Source organism: Traorella massiliensis (assembly GCF_900104665.1).
GTDB lineage: Bacteria > Bacillota_I > Bacilli_A > Erysipelotrichales > Erysipelotrichaceae > Traorella > Traorella massiliensis.
The window spans coordinates 21,401-41,269 of record NZ_LT629963.1 but is presented as its reverse complement, the minus strand read 5'-3'; the positions used below and the strand labels follow the sequence as shown (position 1 = coordinate 41,269).

The window sequence follows — 19,869 nt, the reverse complement described above, 5'->3', positions numbered from 1 at the left end:
CGGTTATAGACAGCAAGATCATGAAGAACGGTGTTCTTCAGATCAGGGAATTCGCGGTAATAGAAACGGTTGGAAAGAGAAAAGACTTTCATGATGCCTCCTTGACAGAAATGAGATGTTTTGTACAGATATTATATCATATTAATAACTATAATGATACTATAATTTCAAATTGATGATATATATTATCATAACATAAATCACACTTAACTTTTTTTATTTTCTTTCATCATCTTTCTATTAATCAAAAATGAAATTTCCTAATATATAAAAAAGCAGGTCTATTTTCATAGGCCCGCTTATATTTATTTCTTCGCTGCCCGATTTGCTGCTATTACAAATGGTAAATAAATAATAAATGCTGCTGCTAAACAGATTAGAGCTGTCAAGGCAGCCCCAAATGAGCCATTAGTTGCCAAGAAAGCTGCAATTACCGGAGGTGTTGTCCAAGGGACCGTATTTACGATTGGCCCTGCAATTCCCCAAACTGTTGCGTAATAACCAATCAATGTCATAATTGGCTGAGATAAAACAAAAGGAATCAAATAAATTGGATTTAAAACAACTGGAAGTCCAAAAAGTACAGGCTCATTGATCTGAAAAATTCCACACCCTATACCATACTTGGCAACTTCACGATCTTCTGCAGCTTTTGATACAAGCAGAATAGCTGCTACTAACGCTAAAGTTGCGCCCGATCCGCCAAGAAATACATAAGCATCCCATGACCCACGTACCCAGGGTGAAAGCTCATTAGCTCCCATACCTACTTTCGTAATTCCTTCCGCAAAGTTTTGAATATTCATCAGTCCCAATGTTCCATATACCGGCGCCATGACAGCTTCTAAAAGATTGGCACCATGAAGACCAAAAAACCATAGAAACGGAATAAGTGTAGAAATCAATAAAATTGACCAAATATTTTGACTTAACTTCATTAAAGCTGTTTGAATATTTACTTCAAACCATGCAAAGACATTTAATCCAGTAAACTGTGTAAACATATAATAAACAAGTCCCCAAATAAAGAAAGTTAATAGTCCTGGAATAATACCTGCGAATGCTTTACTGACTGCTGGTGGTACTGATTCCGGAAGATGAATGACCCATCCCTGATCAACAGCCCACATGTAGATTTCCGGAGCTGTCAAGCCAATGATCAGACCTATAAATAAGCCTTGAGCACCTAAATAGTGAGTCACATAGCTGGCTACTAGTTCATTGTTACGCACCAGAGCTCCACATACGATAAAGCAGCCTACTGTAACTAATGCTGTAGAAAGAGCATCTTTACCTTCATATTCAGCACGTTTATATCCCAAAGAGAAACATAAACCTAAAGCCATAATACTTAATGAACCTGCGTCAATAGCTGAGAAGATAGGAGCAATATACATATTTGCCCATACGATAAAGCTGCTTTCAGCCCCTATAAAATTAGCAAGAAGGCCCCATGGAACAAAAAATACATTATTCAGTAAAACAGCAATTGCTCCTGCCATAATTAGTGGCATCAGTGAGGCAAATGCATCTCTGATTGCGCTCAGATGCTTTTGTGAACCGATTTTGGCAGCAATAGGTACAAATTTGTCTTCAATCAATTTGATTAAACCATTCATAATTTATCTCCTTTTCTCTTTCAATATATGCTCTTTGTTTCTTAAACATACCTCCTTCATGCAAGTCTTATATATTCATTATACCTTATATATTCATCACATGAATGTTATCAAAGCCATCTTTTATACAAAATAAAAATCACTCTCAGAAATTAGAATAATTTTAAGCATGATGTATGATTTTAATTGTAATTTAATGATCTTTAATATAAAAAAATCAGGTTTTACCCTGATTTTAGTCGTTTTTAATCGTTTATCTTTTTCCTGCATCGTAAATTTCGCCACTTGCTTTCGGAGCCATAGAGCGCCCACTAAATAGTACTAAAGCAACGATCGTTATGACGTAAGGAAACATCGAGAAAAATTCAGAAGGAAGATTCTCCAAAAGAGGAATCGAAGATGAATAAAGTCCCAGCACTTGAGCAAATCCAAAGAAAACACCTGCTCCTAAAACACCCCAAGGACTCCATTGTCCGAAAATAAGTGTAGCAACAGCGACAAATCCCAATCCATGAACTGTACCGGAATAATAGAATGTTGCCGTTGTCAAAACTAAAACGGCTCCTGCAAGGCCACTCAACCCTCCAGATATCAATTCTGCGATCCATCTCATCTTTACAACATCAATTCCCATAGATGCACTTGCCTGTGGATATTCACCACAAGATCTTAGACGCAGTCCAAACGGTGTTTTATAGATGACAAACCATGAAACAACGATCAGCGCAAACGCTAATAACGTTGTTGCATAAACATTTGTAAATAACAAACGGCCTATCACCGGTATATCACTCAAGAAAGGTATGTTAAATTTTGCAAATCCCTGAGCTGCAGAAATCGTATCTGTTGAACGTGCGCCATTATACATAATCTGACACAAATAAATCGTTAGACCACCAGCAAGTACATTCACCGCTGTTCCAGATACTGTCTGATCCGCTTTAAAATGAATTGAAGCAATCGCATGAATACTAATAAATATAGCTCCGCCAATAAATGCCACAAGCAAGGCAACCCACTTTGCATATGGCCAGCCATTTGCTTCAAAAATCAAAACACAGACCATGGCCAAAAATGCTCCTACCTGCATTGTACCATCGATTGCAATATTAACAATTCCCGCTCTTTCTGAAAACAAGCCACCCAAAGCGCCCAATATCAGAGGTGTTGCCATCATTAATGCCAATGGGAACATTTGATAAATCAATTCCATCATAACTGATCGTCCCCCTTCTCTGTATTTTCACTAATTAATTTTTTATCTTTCTTACCATGAAATTTATCCAGCAGTAAAATAACTACATATTGAATTGCAATCAGATAAATAATTACTGCCTGAGCTAATTCAGAAACTTCTTTAGGTATATTCATCATCTGTAGATTACTGCTTGCAGATTTCAATAATCCAAAAAGCAAACCTGAAAGCAAAATACCAATCGCATTAGATCCACCTACAAGGGCCACAGAAATACCATCAAATCCAAAATTATCAAAACTTGTCTGAATTCTACCATAACCAAATTCGCCAAGAATCAGGACAGCACCTGCCAGCCCACAGAAAGCTCCAGAAATCATCATCGATAATGCAACATTTTTTTCTACTTTCATACCAGCAAAACGAGCTCCTTCCATATTGAAGCCTGTTGCACGTAAACTATATCCAAATGTTGTCTTTTCCATGATAAACCAGAAAACCACTATTCCTATAATAGCAACCAAAAATCCCCAATTGAATAATGAAGGTACATTTTCAAATACCTTTCCCAATACGGCCGTTTCCTTCAAATCAATCGTACGTGCATTTGTTGCCGGATCGATAGGAAGACAAGCTCTCGTAAACCAGCTAGTAGCATATAAACCAATATAATTCATCATGATACATATAACAACTTCATTGATTTTACGATAAGCTTTTAAGATCCCCGGTACCATTCCCCAAACAGCACCTGCTAATGCACCTGCAACTAAGCAAACAATCGGATGAATAATTGGTGGAAGATCAACTAGTAATCCTACAGCTGCGGCAGCCGTACCACCAACTAAAATCTGTCCTTCACCACCAATATTAAACAAGCCTGTTCGATAAGCAAAACCAACAGAAAGACCTGTTAGCGTAATTGGAACTGCGTACTTCAGCCAGTTCAAGGTATTTACTAAAGTAACCGGTTCATTTGGTCGTAAAATATTAAATCCACTAATACTTTTAATAATGGCTGCCAACAGATTCAATGGATTTCTTCCTGCCACAATAACTACTAAAAATGCAAACAGAAAACCAACTCCAACAGCAACTAATGATATTTTTAATTGACTATGTTTTTTCATATTACAGCCTCCACTTTCTTAATGGATCCGGCCATCATGAGACCCAACTCATTTTCATCAGTATCTTTCCGATATACAAGACCATTTAATTCTCCATCATGTATAACAGCAATACGATCAGAGAGATTCATAATTTCATCAAGTTCAAACGAAACTAATAAAATAGCTCTTCCCTTATCTCTTTCTTCGACAATTCTTTTATGAATGTACTCAATAGCACCAACATCCAGTCCACGAGTTGGCTGAACAACAAGCAACAAATCACATGAACGATCAATTTCACGAGCGATAATTGCTTTTTGCTGATTTCCTCCAGACATACTGCGAGCTGGCGTATCTTTTCCTTGACCGCTTCTTACATCGAATTGTTCAATAAGCTTATCAGCATATTCATCAATGACCTTTGGCTGAAGGATACCATGCTTAGAAAAAGGTGGTTTATTATAACAGTGAATTACAAAATTTTCTTTTAATGTAAAATCCAAAATCAAACCATGTTTATGACGATCTTCTGGAACATGTGCCATTCCTGAATCCAATCTCTTTTTGATAGGCAATTTAAGTATATCTTTGCCTTTTAATAAAACCTGTCCGCTTTCTGCTTTACACAATCCTGTTAGTGCATAAACCAGTTCTGTCTGTCCGTTACCATCAATACCTGCTAGTCCTAAAATCTCCCCAGCATGAACATTCAAACTGAAATTTTTTACCGCATATAAACCTTTTGAATCTTTAACATTGAGGTCTTTTATTTCTAGAATGTTTTCTTTTGGCTGCGCTTCTGATTTTTCAACAGTAAAACTAACATCTCGGCCAACCATCATCGTTGCCATTTCCTGTTCACTCGTTGTTTTAACATCAACAGTTCCAATATATTTACCTTTTCTTAGAACCGTACATTCATCCGCAGCCTCTTTGATTTCCTTAAGTTTATGAGTAATCAAGAGAATTGTTTTTCCCTCTTTTACAAGATTGCGCATAATATGCATCAGTTCATGAATTTCCTGTGGTGTTAAAACCGCTGTCGGTTCATCAAAAATAAGAATATCTGCATTTCTATACAACATTTTCAAAATTTCGACACGTTGCTGCATACCTACAGTGATATCACGAATTTTTGCATTTGGATCAACATTCAAGCCATATAGTTCACTAAGTTCTTTTACTTTTTTTACAGCGCTTTTTATATCAACGATACCATTTTTTGTTGGTTCTTTCCCCAAAATAATATTTTCAGTCACTGTAAAACAATCAACGAGTTTAAAATGCTGATGTACCATTCCAATTCCTAAATCATTTGCGACATTTGGATTTGAAATCGTAACTTCTTTTCCCCTCACCTTTATAATTCCACTTGTTGGCTGATAGAGTCCAAATAAAATTGACATAATCGTTGATTTCCCGGCACCATTTTCCCCAAGTAGAGCATGCACTGTATTTTCTTTCACTCTTAAAGTTACATTGTCATTAGCTCGAATACCCGGAAAGTCTTTTGTTATATTGAGCATTTCAATAGCGTATGTCACATCAAAGACCTCCTCTTCTTTTTCATAATTATATCATTGAAATATTTCTAATACTAGAAAAAATAACAAAAGCGGAGCCGGAAGCAGCTCCACTTTTATGTTTAACCGGCTTTATTACTCTTTTACGTAAGTTTCGCTTACAGTAACAGTTCCATCTTTAATTGCATTGTAAGCTTCATCAACAGCTTCACGAACATCATCCGGCATATTTGGATTTTCATCAGGAATACCTACACCGCCATCAGCCAGTGAATAGCGAACGATACCACCTTCGAATGTACCTTCAGCAACAGCCTTAGCGGCGTTGTAAGCAGCAGTATCAACACGTTTTAACATTGAAGTCAATACAGCTGACTGAGTTCCATCACCATATTTACCATATTCATACTGGTCAGTATCTACACCGATAACCCAAACATCTTCACCAGCTTCTCTACGTGCAGCAGCTTCTGAAATAGCACCCATACCGCTTCCACCTGCAGCGTGATAAATTACATACGCACCAGCATCATACTGTTTAGAAGCAGCAGCTTTACCTTTTTCCTGAGAAGAGAAGTCATTAACATTATCATATAATATTGTCATATTAGGATTTACTGAGTAAACACCTTGCTGATATCCAGCCCAGAATTTATTCATCGTTTCAGATTCCATACCGATGATAAAGCCTACAGTGTCTTTACCAGCTTTTTCAGCCATCTTAGCAGCAGCAACACCTACCAGATAAGAACCTTCATGTTCGTTAAATACAGCCTGCTGAACATTTGTATATTTGTCAACGTCTAATGATTCAACGTCAATGATCAGCATTTTCTGTTCTGGATACTGATCTGCAGTTTCTGCAATGGCGCCTTCAAATAGATAACCGGCAGCAACGATCAGATCTCTTTGACCTGCAAAACCTGTTAAATTAGGAACATAATCTGATTCCTTTTCAGAAATAACATATGAATAGTCCTGATTTTCAACCAAACCGGCTTCTTCACAATATCTTTTCAGACCTTCCCAGCTCGTTTGATTGAATGAACGGTCATTAATACCTCCAGTATCGGTTACAAAACCATAAGTTACACTGGCAGTATCATCAGTGGTGCCACTACATGCAGCAAGCCCTACAGTCATCATAGCAGCTAAAGCAACTTTTAATATTTTTTTCATTTGATCCTCCTATAAAAGTTTCCTTTCTAATTGAATAATAACCTTTTTTAGACTCTTTGTCAATGAATATCAAAGCGTTTACATTGTTTTTAAAGATATATTTTTTCTTACTTTAATTTTCTGTAACAAATGATTTATAAATCAGTTAATTTGCATATCTTTCACTAAAAAGAGCCTTCTTTGTAGAAGACTCAATTTTTTATTTTTGCTGATCTACTGGCGGTACCATTTCTGCATAGCTCTTTAAAAGTTCAGGTGTACTTGTATAATAACGTTTATCCTTATTAAGATGTGCAATACTTGTCATTTCATCGTCAGTTAATTCAAAATCAAACAAATCAAAGTTATCACGAATATGATCAGGGTTTTTAGATCCTGGAATGACGATATTTCCATCCTGCAAATGCCAGCGAAGAATGATCTGAGCATTACTCTTATGATATTTTTCAGCCAATTGTGTAAATAAGGATTCCTGAATCAAAGTCTTATCCCCATGTCCAAGCGGATACCAGGCCTGAAGTGCAATCCCTTCTTTTGACAAGAATTCCTTTAATTCTTTTTCCTGAGAATATGGATGTACTTCTGTTTGTAAGACAGCAGGTTTTATTTCACAAATATCTAAGATTTCCTGAATCTGCTCCTTATTGAAGTTAGAAAGACCGATCGCTCTTACCTTACCTTCCTTATAGGCTTTCTCCATCAAGCGATAACCGGCGATATAGTTACCAGCTGGCTGATGAATCAACAAAAGATCAATGTAATCAGTATCTAACCTCTCTAATGTTTTTTCTACCGCATCTTCTTGTTCATAGAAAGAAGGCCATAATTTTGTTTCCAAGAAGATATCTTTTCGATCAATACCTGATTTCTTGATTCCTCTGCCTACAGCTTTTTCATTAACATAAGCATTTGCCGTATCAATAAGACGATAACCATTTTTTAAAGCACTTATAACTGAAGCTTCTGCTTCATCAGGGCTTAAAAGAAAAGTACCAATGCCCGCCATTGGCATCTCTATACCATTATTTAATTTTAAAAACATTTGTTCGCTCATCTGCATTTCCTCCTACTTCTTATCTTTACGATCGTATTATACCCTGAATCATAATTATCAAGAAGTTTCTTTTAGTTATACAGTATATACCTTTAAGTTATTGATAAGAAAAAAGATGGATCGATCTCCATCTTTATATAATTATGGTATGAATGGCTCCTAATTCAATCGCCTTTTTCTTTAAAATCTCGCATTCTTCTTCATCTGCAATCTCACGTCCCATTTTATCAAGTGCATCTTCACGTACACCAAACGGGCGATAGCGTAGCAGTTTATAATCACAGCGATCTTGGATAATTTGTGCAACATGACTAACCGTATCCAAATTTTCTTGTGGATACTTTGGCAAAATTACGGTCCTTACTTCCTGTAATTTATTCGTTTCTAATAAATAATGTAAATTCTTTATGACACGGTCATTGGAATGATCGCATAGTGCTAAATGAAATTCAGGGTCATAAGCCTTTACATCCAGCATCACACCGTCACAAAGCTCCATTAGAGAAGTATAGCGAGAAAAGTCGATAGAACCATTGGAATCAATCAAACAGGTAAGTCCCAGATTCTTTACTTCCCTAAATAGTTCTTCAAGATATTTCGCATGAAGCATACACTCACCGCCACTTACCGTAATGCCACGGATAAACGGCTTCATTGGCAAGATCCTTGCAATCAGTTCTTCTACCTCTAATTCTTCAATTTTTGGTGAGGCCATCATCTTACAAGTATGAATGCATAAGTCGCATTGAACACATTTCTGCTTATCCCATACTACTTTTCCATCAACGATGCTTAATGCATGTACAGGACAGCCGGCTACACAGTCTCCACAATGATTGCAGCGATGAATCGTTTCTGGATTGTGACAATACCAGCACTTAAAGGAACATCCTTGAAAAAAGATGCTTGTACGATTACCAGGTCCGTCTACATTCGAAAAAGGAATGATCTTATTAACGGGTGCTTTCATGTACCCTTCGATCTAGTGCATTTGAAAAATCTCTAGCCCCTTTGCCAAATACACTTACGTTATTTAAAGACTGTTTCTTTTTATCCAGTTTTTCAAGTTCACTCTTCTTTACTAAATATCCCGTTACTCTGACAACATCATTGTTTGCCAGGTATCCTGAATAATAACGCATACCCGCTTCAAGAGCTCCCTTGATGATATCTACTAAAGCCATCGGTGTCTTTAACCATGTTTCTTCATACTTAAAGATATCGCCAATACCTGTTGGGAAATATTTATGGAACAGCGTTGAATGAGCAATCTGTTGATACATTTCTGGTTCACAGCCAATTGGAATGCGACATCCCGGAGAATTCTCACGGCCATCACTATCAAGACCTACCTGTGCATGCAAACGATAGCGATTATTCGTTGATTCGCAGTATTTTGCTTCTTTTGAATTGACAAATTCTTCAATTTTCTGCACGATTTTTATACCCAGCTGATCTGCTTCCTCATTGTTTCCAAAGCCTTTCTTTGGATCATCGATACCTAGAAGATGATTGACACATTCTGCTAGGCCTACCATTCCAAACATACCTGTAAAGTTTTCTTGCTTTACAAAACCTTCAGTGGCTAAGAAATTTGCTTTAAAGAAAGAACTTTTTTCGACGATGAAACAAATACGGTCGTTCATCATATTCCACATTAAATCACAATAATAAGGCAACGTCTTATTTAAAAATTCATCAGTGCTATTTGCCTTAAGACTCATTTCATATAAACGCAAGCGTGCAAGCGTATAGCCTCCGCCAGCTATACGAAGTCCATTATAGCAGCTAGCGATTGCATAATCTTCACCCCATTCACTGACAAACATACGATGATTTGCAAAAGATGGTTTTGCTGTTTTCATCATACATATTGCACATCTTTGCGCAAAATCGTCACTTGTCAATTCCGGATCATATTTTAAAGTCAGATTAGGAATCGCTAATTGCATTTCTTCTGTCAATTCTAATATCAATCTTCCAGTAACAGTATCCTTTGGTCCAATATCAGCATGAACAAAAGAGTCTGTCAACGTACGATCAATATTTAAAAGGAATAATCTTAAACATTTTTTCGCTTCTTCTTTTGAAAGTTTTAATGTAAAAGGTTCTAAAAGATTATCTAATTCACCTAAGAAAACCGGAAATGAAGTAATAGAGGGAACATGACGATACATGATCAGCAAATTATTGCAAGCTTCCCATAAATCATGTGGCGGTTCTAACTGAAGAAAAGAACTTCCCTCATTGATAAATTTTTGATAATCTGGAATGATATAACGAGGGCGATAAGGTAAATTACCTTCTCCCAAATCACAAATAATGCCTTCTTCTTTCGCTTTTACCAGTTCATCTGACAGCTTGATCGTATGATCAAAGTTCTCAGCAAGACGTGCTAGAGCCAAAAGCTGTTGATGATAAGTTAATGTTTCATCTTGTACAATTTTTAATACTTCTTCCATAAAAGCACCTCCATGATAAGTATATCTGATTTTTTAAATAAATTCCATTATAAAGACATATTTTCTTTAAAAGATTATTCTTTTTAGGAATGATTCTTATTCTTTTAGTTTCTTTTTATTAAAAAGAAGCAGTGTTTGCTGCTTCTAGATTTATTCTAATTACGATAACTCTGAAATACCCGTGCACAATTCGTAATATTTTCCTTTTTGTGCTAATAACTCTTCATGATTACCACGTTCAATAATTTCTCCATGTTCCAATACTAAGATCGCATTTGAGTTTCGTACCGTTGAAAGCCTGTGAGCAATAACAAAGACTGTTCTGCCCTGCATCAAACGATCCATACCATCCTGAATCAATGCTTCGGTGCGTGTATCGATACTTGAAGTTGCTTCATCAAGGATCAGTACTGGAGGATCAGCAATAGCAGCACGTGCAATCGCTAAAAGCTGACGCTGACCTTGTGATAAGTTTGCACCATCACCACTGATGATCGTATCATAGCCCTGAGGCAGATGTCTGATAAAAGTATCTGCATTTGCCAGTTTGGCAGCAGCCACGACCTCTTCATCTGTAGCATCTAATTTTCCATAACGAATATTTTCTCTGACCGTTGTCGTAAATAAGTGCGTATCTTGCAGCACCATTGCTAGGGATCTTCGTAAATCTTCTTTTCTGATCAGCTTGATATCAATGCCATCATAAGTAATCTGACCATGACTGACATCATAGAAGCGATTGATCAAATTGGTTATCGTTGTCTTGCCAGCACCAGTACTACCAACAAAAGCAATTTTCTGACCTGGTTTCGCAAATAGATTGATATGTTTCAAAATGACCTTGTTTTCTTCATATCCAAATACAACATCATTGAAACGAACATCTCCCTGTAATGGAACAAGTTCAAAAGTATCTCCATGTGGATGCTTCCATGCCCAATGTCCAGTTCTTTCTTCACATTCAGTAAGCACCCCATTTTCTTCTTTTACATTTACAAGCGTCACTTTTCCATCATTCACTTCACTCTTTTCATCAATTAAAGCAAAGATACGTTCTGCACCGGCTAATGCTCTGAAAATAGCATTAAACTGTTGTGAAAGGTTTGTAATCGGCATTGAGAAGCTTCGTGTATACTGTAAGAAACTTGCTAATGAACCAATATCCAACATTCCATTGATTACCTGGAAAGCACCTAAAGATGCGATTAGTGCATAAGTTACATAAGAAAGGTTTCCCATAATTGGCATGATGATCGATGCATAGGTGTTTGCTTCGATTGCCGCATCACGTAATTCATTATTTAACTGTTCAAATTCTTCACATACTTTTTCTTCGTGATTGAACACTTTAACGACCTTAACGCCTTCAAACATTTCTTCTACATACCCATTTACACGTCCCATGCTTTTCTGCTGTTTCTTAAAGTATCTGCTACTGAGTGATCCAAATTTCTTGACGATCAATACCATTAAACATGACATGGCTATGATAAATAGTGTTAGGAAAGGTGATAACATCAGCATCATCGTAAAGTTTCCAACAATGCTGACAACACTTGAAACAACTGCTGTAAATCCTTCGCTCATTGCTTCACGTATCGTATCAATATCATTGGTATAACATGACATGATATCACCATGCTGATGAGTATCATAATATTTAATTGGCAAATCCTGCATTTTATTGAAAAGATCTTTACGCATTTCATTCAATGCCCGATTTGATAGATTCATCATGATATATTTATAAGCATATCCTGAAAGCACTCCGACAATATAGATGATGACCAATTGGGTAAGAATGAAGATAAGACCATCATAAACACGATTTTCTTTTGCTACACCGATCATTGGTGCGATATAGTCATTAATAATTGGTTTTAAGTAGTAGTTTCCGGCGACTTGTGCACCACTGCAAAGAAGAACCAGGAAGATGACTAAGAAAAGCTGCAGTTTATTTTTGGCCATATATGACATAACACGCATGAGTGTCTGGAATGGATTATATGGTTTCTTACTCATTCGCTCACCACTCCTTTCATCTGAGAACGATAAACTTCCTGATAAATCGGATTTCTGCCAAGAAGCTCATCATGAGTTCCAATATCATTTATTTTTCCTTCATCAAAAACAAAGATACGATCAGCATCCTGTACTGAAGAAATTCGCTGAGCAATGATAATTGTTGTCATGCCTTTCAGGTTTTCTCTTAGTTCTTTGCGAATGCTTGCATCAGTTGCAGTATCTACGGCACTCGTTGAATCATCTAGAATTAATATCTTAGGATGTTTCAGAAGTGCTCTAGCGATACATAGACGCTGTTTTTGACCACCTGAAACATTGGTGCCCCCTTGTTCAATATATGTGTCATAACCATCAGGAAATCCCATGATGAAGTCATGTGCATTTGCAACCTTACATGCTTCAATACACTGCTCTTTCGTTGCTTCCTGATCGCCCCAACGTAGATTTTCTAAAATCGTACCACTGAAAAGTACATTTTTCTGAAGGACCATACTGACTGAATTTCTCAATGTTTCCACTTGAATATCTTTGACATTTCTGCCATCAATCAGCACACTACCCTCCGTTACATCGTACAGACGTGGTATCAGCTGAACGAAAGTTGACTTACTGGAACCAGTTCCCCCAATAATTCCAATCGTTTCACCTGCTTTGATCTTGACATTGATATTTTCAAGCACCAGAGAATTTGGATCATTCTTATATGAAAAGCTAACATCCTTAAATTCAATACTTCCATTCTGTACTGGAAATGCACTGCTAGCTTCCCCATCTTTGATATCGATATCTTCTTCTAACACTTCCACAATTCTTTTTAAAGAAGCACTAGAAATAAGTACGTTAACAAAAATCATACTTAACATCATCATTGACATCAGGATCTGATTAATATAAGTAATAAAACTCATCAGTTCACCAGTTAACATCGTTCCTTCCATAACCAGTTCCCCACCGAACCAAAGAATTAATACAACACATGTATAAGTTGAAAGCTGCATCACTGGCATATTGAAAATAATAATTTTTTCAGCTTTGATACTCGCGTCCATGAGAGCATCATTGCTTAGCTTAAATTTTGCCTTTTCATAAGCACTGCGAACAAACGCTTTTACTACACGAATCGCCGTCAGGTTTTCCTGTGTAGATGCATTTAAGCCATCATACTTTTCTAACATTGCTTCAAATCTTGGAAATGCTAACTTTACAATTAAAAACAAAGCAATACCCAGAATTGGTACGACCACTAAAAAGATCATTACTAATTCTGCATTGATATTTGTAGCCAGTATCATCGCTGTAATGAACATGATCGGACTTCGAATAGCCATACGATTCAGCATCATGAACATATTTTGAATGTTGTTGACATCTGCGGTGGAACGGGTTACTAATGAAGCCGTTGAAAAATGATCAATATTTGAAAAAGAAAAAGTCTGAATCTTATCAAACAGCGCCTTTCTCAATTGACTTCCAAACCCCATGCCAGCGACCGAACTGTATCGTGAACCGATAGCACCTGCTATTAGCGAAATCAATGCCATGCCGAGCATTGTGCCGCCAATCTTTAATACATAGCTTAGATCACTGTTAGCAACGCCTACATCGATGATTTTTGACATCAAAAACGGTAGCATCATTTCCAGTACTGCTTCAACAATCATAGCTAGCATACAAAGCAGAGCATACTTTCCATAGCCTTTTAAATATGGCTTTAATGCTTTAATCATCCTCATTCTCCTTTCTCATTGATTCATTTAGCTTATCAAGAATATGTGCAAGAGCCTCACACTCTTGATCGCTCAATGCTTTAAATATCCTCTTATCCATCTTATCAAATTTTTCACGACACGCCTGCGTTTTTAAATTACCGCTATCCGTAATCGTAATCAGTGTAATCCGCTGATCTTTTTCATCTGTTTTTTTTGCCAGATAACCTTTTTTCACAAGCCGTTTGACACTTGTCGCAACACTAGGAGGTGTTACATTCAAGGCATTAGCAATCTCCCTTTGAGTACAGCACCCTTTTGTTCGAACAGTTTCCAATATTGGCAGCTGTCCATAAAAAAGGCCCTCGCTTTCCATAATTTTACGAATTTGCCCACGGTGCATTCGATTAAACATAGTAATAGATTTTACAATTTCTTTGGGTTCCATAACACTCCTTCTATTAGTTAACCGATTAAATGTTAATCGATTAATAAATGATACATCTATTACTTATATATGTCAAGAGTGAATAATATAAAGTTTTTTCACAAATTTCTATTAATTTTTTTTTGTAGATGAAGTATAATATCACTGTCGAAAAGGAGTCTTTATGGAAGAAAAAATGATTTTAGATGAAGATGGAATGCGTCGTTCTTTGACACGTATGTCGCATGAAATCATTGAAAGAAACAAAGGTGTGGATAATCTTGTTTTAGTTGGCATCAAGACCAGAGGAGAATATCTTGCAAATCGTATTGCCTCTTTTATTGAAAAAGTTGAAGGAACAAAAATTGAAGTTTATCCGTTAGATATAAAAGCCTGGCGTGATGATTTAGATATCAAACATCCTCTTCCTGAAATTACTTTTTCAGTTACTGACAAAAAAGTCGTATTAGTAGATGATGTCTTGTTTAAAGGACGTACGGTTCGAGCTGCTCTTGAAGGAGTATTGCATTTTGGACGTGCTAAAGAAGTGCAGTTAGCTGTACTGGTAGACCGTGGACATCGTGAATTACCGATACGTGCTGATTATGTTGGTAAAAATATCCCAAGTTCACTTAATGAAAACATTAAAGTTCAAATCAAAGAAATTGACGGACAAGATCGAGTTGTCATAGAAAGGAAGTAATATGAATCAAGAAAGATTTAAAAAATTTGCTTATCAGCTGTTTTCAATTGATTCCCCTAGCGGATTCACGAAACATGCCATTGATTTTTTGGAAAAAGAAGCAAATGATCTAGGCTTTAAAACAAGTCGTAATCAGAAAGGCAATCTTCATATCCTGGTTTCTGGCAAAGACCATGATTATAAGGTTGGGATTAGTGCTCACACCGATACTTTAGGATTAATGGTACGTTCTATCAATGCGGATGGCACCTTACGTTTCACAAATATCGGTGGACCTTCTTTACCAACACTAGATGGTGAATATTGTCGCATCATCACTCGTAGCGGTAAAACTTATACAGGGACGATTCTTTCGTCAACACCTGCTGTTCATGTCTTTAAAGAAGCAAATACTGCCCCACGTAATCCTGATACGATGATCGTTAAGATCGATGAAATCGTTAAAAATAAGAAAGATGTCGAAAAGCTAGGAATCATGAATGGCGATATCATTGCCATTGATCCAAAAACAACAATTACAGAAAGCGGGTTTATTAAAAGCCGTTTCCTAGATGATAAAATCAGTGTATGCATTCTCTTTGAGATTCTGCATATGATCAAGGAAAAAAAGATCACTCCTGCTCATGACACTTATTTCATCGTTACTACTTATGAAGAAGTAGGCCATGGTGCAGCTAGCCTACCTGAAATTTCTGAGCTTTTAGCTTGTGATATGGGTTGTATCGGTGCAGATCTTACATGCAGTGAATATGATGTCAGTATTTGTGCTAAAGATTCAGGCGGACCTTATGACTATGATATGGTAAGCCGTCTGATTGAATTAGCGAAAAAAGAAAACTGTCAATTCGCTGTTGATATCTATCCATTTTATGGCAGTGATGTAGGAGCTGCATTAGGTGGAGGCAATAACATCAAAGGTGCTCTCATTGGACCAGGAGTCGCTGCCAGTCATGGAATGGAAAGAACACATATGCAGGCAATTGAATCTGCCATCAAACTGATCCTTGCTTATCTTCAATAAACTAAAAAAAAGGTTTGGAACATAAATTCCAAACCTTTAATAACTATTTATTTAATGTATCTTTGATAAGCTGTGTCACTTCTGAAGAAGTTGCTAACGTAAGTGCTTTATTTGCCATTTCTTCCATTTCAGATTTCTTTAATGAATTAATCATTTTACGAGCTGGAAGAATAGAAGTTGCACTCATTGAGAATTCATCAAGACCTAGTCCTAAAAGAACTGGGGCAGCCATGGCATCTCCAGCCATTTCACCACACATTCCTACCCAGCGGCCATTTTTATGAGCTCCATCGATCGTCATTTTGATCAGACGTAACAATGAAGGATTTAATGGCTGATATAGGTAAGATACTTTTTCACTCATACGGTCAGCTGCCATTGAGTACTGAACTAAGTCATTTGTACCAATAGAGAAGAAGTCTGCTTCTTTAGCAAAATTGTCAGCGTTCACTGCAGCAGCAGGAATTTCAACCATCATTCCTACTTCAATACTATCACTTACTTCAACGCCTTCAGCAATTAATTTAGCCTTTTCTTCTTCAAAAACACCCTTTGCTTCTCTAAATTCATCAAGTGTTGCGATCATTGGGAACATGATGCACAATTTACCGTATTTAGATGCACGAATCAGTGCTCTCAGCTGTGTTCTAAAAATATCTTTTCTATCTAAACATAAACGGATTGCACGATAACCAAGGAATGGGTTCATTTCTTCAGGGAACGTGAAGTAAGAAAGTTTCTTATCGCCACCGATATCTAAAGTACGAACAACAACCTTTTTACCATTCATTCCTTCTAGAACAGTCTTATAAGCTTCAAATTGTTCATCTTCAGTTGGGAATTCCTGTGAATTCATATATAAGAATTCTGTACGGTATAGACCTACACCTTCACCGCCATTGTTGATAACTCCTTCAACATCTTTTGGTGTACCAATATTTCCTGCAAGTTCCACCTGGTGTCCATCAACTGTGATCGTTTCTGCATGAAGCAGAACTTTCAAGGCTTCTTTTTCTTCCTTATAAGCTTGTGCTTTGGCTTCATATTCTTTAATAGTAGCTTCATCAGGGTTAACGATAACTTCGCCATTTACTGCATCCAAGATCATCAAATCACCATGTTGACATGCTTCCATTACACCTGCACAGCCTACAACTGCTGGTACCTCTAATGAACGAGCCATAATTGCTGAATGACTTGTTCTGCCGCCAATAGCTGTCGCAAAACCTTTTGCATATTGATTCAGCTGAGCAGTATCTGATGGAGTCAAATCATGAGCAACGATAATTGAATCCTCATCCACCAAAGAAAGATTTGGAATTAAAACTCCAAGCAAATTACATTTTAATCTAAAGGTAACATCTTTAACATCAGCCGCTCTTTCTCTGAAGTAATCGTTATCCATAGATTCAAACATAGCCACTGTATTTGCAGCCACTGTATCAGCAGCATATTCTGCATTTACATGATCATTTTCGATCATGGATTTGATTTGACCTTCAAATTCAGGATCAGAGGCCATCATTAAATGAGCGTCAAATACAGCTAATTCTTCATCAGAAAGTTTTCCTTCTGCCTGAGCCTTGATTGCCTCTATATCAGCCTTTGTCTTAGAAAGCGCAGCATCAAACTTTGCGATTTCAGTGGTCGGCTCAACCCCTTCCTTCTTTTCAATCGTTACTACCGGCTGTTCAAGCTTGTAAACCCTTGCAATTGCATAACCGGCAGAAGCAGCAATACCTTTTAACATAAATCATCCTCCTATGGTATTATGTAAAATAAGAAAAATTCTACAAAGATATTTTAACACTATTTAAAGCGTTACGCAATCAACAAATGCTTTGACAGCTTCGGATTTTCTCCGATAATAAGTACTCTTCTTAAAATATTCCTGCCACCATTTTTTATTTCTCTCATTTAAGTAGTCATTACGAATGATTTTTTCATATTCAGGCGGTAATAATTCTAATAAACGATCAATATATTCGACAAATTCAACTCCACTGTCAATTACATAATTATTTGGCTTTTTACGTCTTCCTTCTGCCACTTCCTGCTTAATTTCTTTATACATTTTCGCAATATAAAGCATGATTTCTTCATTATTATTCATACTATTTCCCTCCCGCTAATTATATTTAGACATAATTTGACATAAAAAGCCATCTTTTTTTTGTCAAGTTTATAAATTTGTCCATTATGCCTTTTTTTTGGGAAAACAAAAGCTCTCTTTCGAGAGCTTATTGTATTTTTGGCGCTTTAAAATAGCGTGTGGGTGTGGGCGATCATTAAAGTTTGGTGTGGGCTGTTTCAGATCACTTTAAGTTTTGGTGTGTTTCATAAAAAAGCTCCTTTGTGCTATGATTTCTTTGCCGAGATCTCATAAAACACAAAGGAGGCTTTGCCATGTTTAATTTTATCACAAATCTTCTCAATATCAACGAAAATGAAGTCGAGGATCTTAAAGTAGTATCTCTTCCCTCGGAAACTCAGTTCCACATTACCCTTTTTCCCACTTTCCCGTCCTGCCCTTATTGTGGCGGAACGGTTCAGGGTCTTGGACACACGAAACCTAAAAGGATCAACCATCCTGTTCTTACAGACAGAAAAACCTCTGTCTACTTCAGAAACAACAGGTATCTCTGCAATGACTGCGGCAGAACCTTTTCAGGTAAAAATCCCTTTACTTTTTCCACTTTCAAAAACTCCATCTTTCTTCTCGACAGAGTCATGAAACAGCTTAAGAATCTCAATTACACTTATCTCATGATTGCCCAGTCAAACCATATTTCTGTAACGCAGGTTCAGCTCTATTTTGACAGCTTCATCAATATCCCAAGAATCTCCTTGCCTGTTTCTCTGGGAATCGATGAAATCCATTCCAGAATGGCGAAAAGAAAAGATGCCTCCTATCTTGCTGTCCTCGTTGATAATCTGAACCGGTCTCTGATCGACGTCCTTCCTTCACGCTCCAAATCCGAACTATCACGATATTTCGAACGTATCCCTCTTGATGAAAGAAAACAGGTTCGCTATGTCACAATCGATATGTGGCTGCCTTATAAAGAAGTCTGTAAAAAATATCTTCCCAACTGTATCATCGCTGTCGATCCGTTTCACGTTGTCAAGCATCTTATGGAAGGATTCTCACGTATCCGTCTCAACATTCTCAATCAGTGTGAGTATGACAGCACCACGTATTACCTTCTGAAAACCTGGAAAGATCTTATCGAAAAAGATGTCTTTCTTGACAACGAGCCTGTTTACAACAAGCGCTTCGGAAGAAAACTTAATAAACGGGATCTTCAGGAAATGATTCTGAACATCAGTGAAAACCTTTGTCTTGGTTTCCGTTTGAAGGAAATGTATCTTCATTTCAATAAAGAAGCAACTCCCGACAACTGCGAGCAGTGGTTTGACACCATCTATGAAGCCTTTTTAAGTTCCGGCATTCACGAATTTGACAGTTTCATCACAACAATGTCCAACTGGAAAAAGGAGATACTGAACTCATTTCAGCATCCTTATGATGACCGTAAGCTCAGCAATGCCCTGTCGGAAAACATCAACGGACAGCTGCAGACTTATATTGCCATTTCTAAAGGCATTTCCAATTTCGTGCGTTTCAGAAAAAGAGTCATTTTCTCACTGAATTCAAAAGTATACTATTCCATCACAGAAACGCTTCATTCCGACAAACGTGAAGGAAGATCAAGAATTTCTCATAAGAAGCAAAACACATAATTTTCATATATTATAATTTTTATATACAGATCTCGGCATATTACAAAAGAGATGACAGTTCCATGAAAATCACTTTCATACCTGTCATCTCTTCTTTTT

Annotated in this window: 16 protein-coding genes; 3 read left to right on the top strand and 13 right to left on the bottom strand. The window is 37.0% G+C overall.

The window, feature by feature from the left end; all coding sequences use genetic code 11:
• Positions 1–305: 305 nt before the first annotated feature.
• The 11 genes from BQ5367_RS00195 to BQ5367_RS00145 form a co-directional block, all read right to left on the bottom strand.
• Positions 306–1,619 carry a PTS sugar transporter subunit IIC gene (locus BQ5367_RS00195; RefSeq protein ID WP_071440586.1) on the bottom strand — a complete coding sequence of 438 codons (1,314 nt, stop codon included), beginning with the start codon at positions 1,617–1,619 and terminating at the stop codon, positions 306–308.
• Between the two features lie 253 nt (positions 1,620–1,872).
• Positions 1,873–2,835 carry an ABC transporter permease gene (locus tag BQ5367_RS00190; protein WP_235858708.1) on the bottom strand — a complete coding sequence of 321 codons (963 nt, stop codon included), beginning with the start codon at positions 2,833–2,835 and terminating at the stop codon, positions 1,873–1,875.
• Positions 2,832–3,944, bottom strand: coding sequence for an ABC transporter permease (locus BQ5367_RS00185; RefSeq protein WP_071440585.1), 1,113 nt, complete (start codon positions 3,942–3,944; stop codon positions 2,832–2,834). The genes BQ5367_RS00190 and BQ5367_RS00185 overlap by 4 nt, the downstream gene beginning before the upstream one ends.
• On the bottom strand, positions 3,941–5,470 hold the full coding sequence (locus BQ5367_RS00180; RefSeq protein WP_071440584.1) for an ABC transporter ATP-binding protein: 1,530 nt from the start codon (positions 5,468–5,470) through the stop codon (positions 3,941–3,943). Before BQ5367_RS00180 ends, BQ5367_RS00185 begins: the two co-directional genes overlap by 4 nt.
• A gap of 114 nt (positions 5,471–5,584) precedes the next feature.
• The gene (locus tag BQ5367_RS00175; RefSeq protein ID WP_071440583.1) at positions 5,585–6,628 is read right to left on the bottom strand and encodes a BMP family lipoprotein; all 1,044 of its coding nucleotides are present in this window, start codon (positions 6,626–6,628) and stop codon (positions 5,585–5,587) included.
• Positions 6,629–6,827: 199 nt separating this feature from the next.
• Positions 6,828–7,682 carry an aldo/keto reductase gene (locus BQ5367_RS00170; RefSeq protein WP_071440582.1) on the bottom strand — a complete coding sequence of 285 codons (855 nt, stop codon included), beginning with the start codon at positions 7,680–7,682 and terminating at the stop codon, positions 6,828–6,830.
• Between the two features lie 133 nt (positions 7,683–7,815).
• Positions 7,816–8,652, bottom strand: coding sequence for a YjjW family glycine radical enzyme activase (locus tag BQ5367_RS00165; protein WP_071440581.1), 837 nt, complete (start codon positions 8,650–8,652; stop codon positions 7,816–7,818).
• Complete coding sequence (locus tag BQ5367_RS00160) at positions 8,636–10,144, bottom strand: YjjI family glycine radical enzyme (RefSeq protein WP_071440580.1); 1,509 nt, start codon at positions 10,142–10,144, stop codon at positions 8,636–8,638. The genes BQ5367_RS00165 and BQ5367_RS00160 overlap by 17 nt, the downstream gene beginning before the upstream one ends.
• A gap of 159 nt (positions 10,145–10,303) precedes the next feature.
• Positions 10,304–12,166, bottom strand: coding sequence for an ABC transporter ATP-binding protein (locus BQ5367_RS00155; protein ID WP_071440579.1), 1,863 nt, complete (start codon positions 12,164–12,166; stop codon positions 10,304–10,306).
• The gene (locus tag BQ5367_RS00150; protein ID WP_071440578.1) at positions 12,163–13,896 is read right to left on the bottom strand and encodes an ABC transporter ATP-binding protein; all 1,734 of its coding nucleotides are present in this window, start codon (positions 13,894–13,896) and stop codon (positions 12,163–12,165) included. The genes BQ5367_RS00155 and BQ5367_RS00150 overlap by 4 nt, the downstream gene beginning before the upstream one ends.
• Positions 13,889–14,323 carry a MarR family winged helix-turn-helix transcriptional regulator gene (locus BQ5367_RS00145; protein WP_071440577.1) on the bottom strand — a complete coding sequence of 145 codons (435 nt, stop codon included), beginning with the start codon at positions 14,321–14,323 and terminating at the stop codon, positions 13,889–13,891. Before BQ5367_RS00145 ends, BQ5367_RS00150 begins: the two co-directional genes overlap by 8 nt.
• 163 nt (positions 14,324–14,486) lie before the next feature.
• Between BQ5367_RS00145 and pyrR the strand changes: the two genes are divergently transcribed.
• Positions 14,487–15,005, top strand: a complete 519-nt coding sequence (gene pyrR / locus BQ5367_RS00140) for a bifunctional pyr operon transcriptional regulator/uracil phosphoribosyltransferase PyrR (RefSeq protein WP_071440576.1) — start codon at positions 14,487–14,489, stop codon at positions 15,003–15,005.
• A 1-nt stretch (position 15,006) separates the two neighbouring features.
• Positions 15,007–16,026, top strand: coding sequence for a M42 family metallopeptidase (locus BQ5367_RS00135; RefSeq protein ID WP_071440575.1), 1,020 nt, complete (start codon positions 15,007–15,009; stop codon positions 16,024–16,026).
• 43 nt (positions 16,027–16,069) lie between these two features.
• Here BQ5367_RS00135 and ptsP read toward each other — a convergent pair whose 3' ends face one another.
• Both ptsP and BQ5367_RS00125 read right to left on the bottom strand, forming a co-directional pair.
• Positions 16,070–17,776, bottom strand: a complete 1,707-nt coding sequence (gene ptsP / locus BQ5367_RS00130) for a phosphoenolpyruvate--protein phosphotransferase (protein ID WP_071440574.1) — start codon at positions 17,774–17,776, stop codon at positions 16,070–16,072.
• 63 nt (positions 17,777–17,839) lie between these two features.
• A complete protein-coding gene (locus BQ5367_RS00125; protein WP_071440573.1) occupies positions 17,840–18,139 on the bottom strand; it encodes an MG284/MPN403 family protein in 300 nt (99 codons plus the stop codon).
• Positions 18,140–18,432: 293 nt separating this feature from the next.
• Between BQ5367_RS00125 and BQ5367_RS00120 the strand changes: the two genes are divergently transcribed.
• Positions 18,433–19,770: an ISL3 family transposase gene (locus BQ5367_RS00120; protein WP_071440572.1), complete on the top strand. Its 1,338-nt coding sequence runs from the start codon at positions 18,433–18,435 to the stop codon at positions 19,768–19,770.
• The last annotated feature ends 99 nt before the right edge of the window (positions 19,771–19,869 follow it).

Bases quoted from the DNA above. Each gene is read 5' to 3' on its own strand.
- BQ5367_RS00195 (WP_071440586.1), bottom strand. From the start codon at position 1,619: ATGAATGGTTTAATCAAATTGATTGAAGACAAATTTGTACCTATTGCT.
- BQ5367_RS00190 (WP_235858708.1), bottom strand. From the start codon at position 2,835: ATGATGGAATTGATTTATCAAATGTTCCCATTGGCATTAATGATGGCA.
- BQ5367_RS00185 (WP_071440585.1), bottom strand. From the start codon at position 3,944: ATGAAAAAACATAGTCAATTAAAAATATCATTAGTTGCTGTTGGAGTT.
- BQ5367_RS00175 (WP_071440583.1), bottom strand. From the start codon at position 6,628: ATGAAAAAAATATTAAAAGTTGCTTTAGCTGCTATGATGACTGTAGGG.
- BQ5367_RS00170 (WP_071440582.1), bottom strand. From the start codon at position 7,682: ATGAGCGAACAAATGTTTTTAAAATTAAATAATGGTATAGAGATGCCA.
- BQ5367_RS00165 (WP_071440581.1), bottom strand. From the start codon at position 8,652: ATGAAAGCACCCGTTAATAAGATCATTCCTTTTTCGAATGTAGACGGA.
- BQ5367_RS00160 (WP_071440580.1), bottom strand. From the start codon at position 10,144: ATGGAAGAAGTATTAAAAATTGTACAAGATGAAACATTAACTTATCAT.
- BQ5367_RS00155 (WP_071440579.1), bottom strand. From the start codon at position 12,166: ATGAGTAAGAAACCATATAATCCATTCCAGACACTCATGCGTGTTATG.
- BQ5367_RS00150 (WP_071440578.1), bottom strand. From the start codon at position 13,896: ATGATTAAAGCATTAAAGCCATATTTAAAAGGCTATGGAAAGTATGCT.
- BQ5367_RS00145 (WP_071440577.1), bottom strand. From the start codon at position 14,323: ATGGAACCCAAAGAAATTGTAAAATCTATTACTATGTTTAATCGAATG.
- pyrR (WP_071440576.1), top strand. From the start codon at position 14,487: ATGGAAGAAAAAATGATTTTAGATGAAGATGGAATGCGTCGTTCTTTG.
- BQ5367_RS00135 (WP_071440575.1), top strand. From the start codon at position 15,007: ATGAATCAAGAAAGATTTAAAAAATTTGCTTATCAGCTGTTTTCAATT.
- ptsP (WP_071440574.1), bottom strand. From the start codon at position 17,776: ATGTTAAAAGGTATTGCTGCTTCTGCCGGTTATGCAATTGCAAGGGTT.
- BQ5367_RS00125 (WP_071440573.1), bottom strand. From the start codon at position 18,139: ATGAATAATAATGAAGAAATCATGCTTTATATTGCGAAAATGTATAAA.
- BQ5367_RS00120 (WP_071440572.1), top strand. From the start codon at position 18,433: ATGTTTAATTTTATCACAAATCTTCTCAATATCAACGAAAATGAAGTC.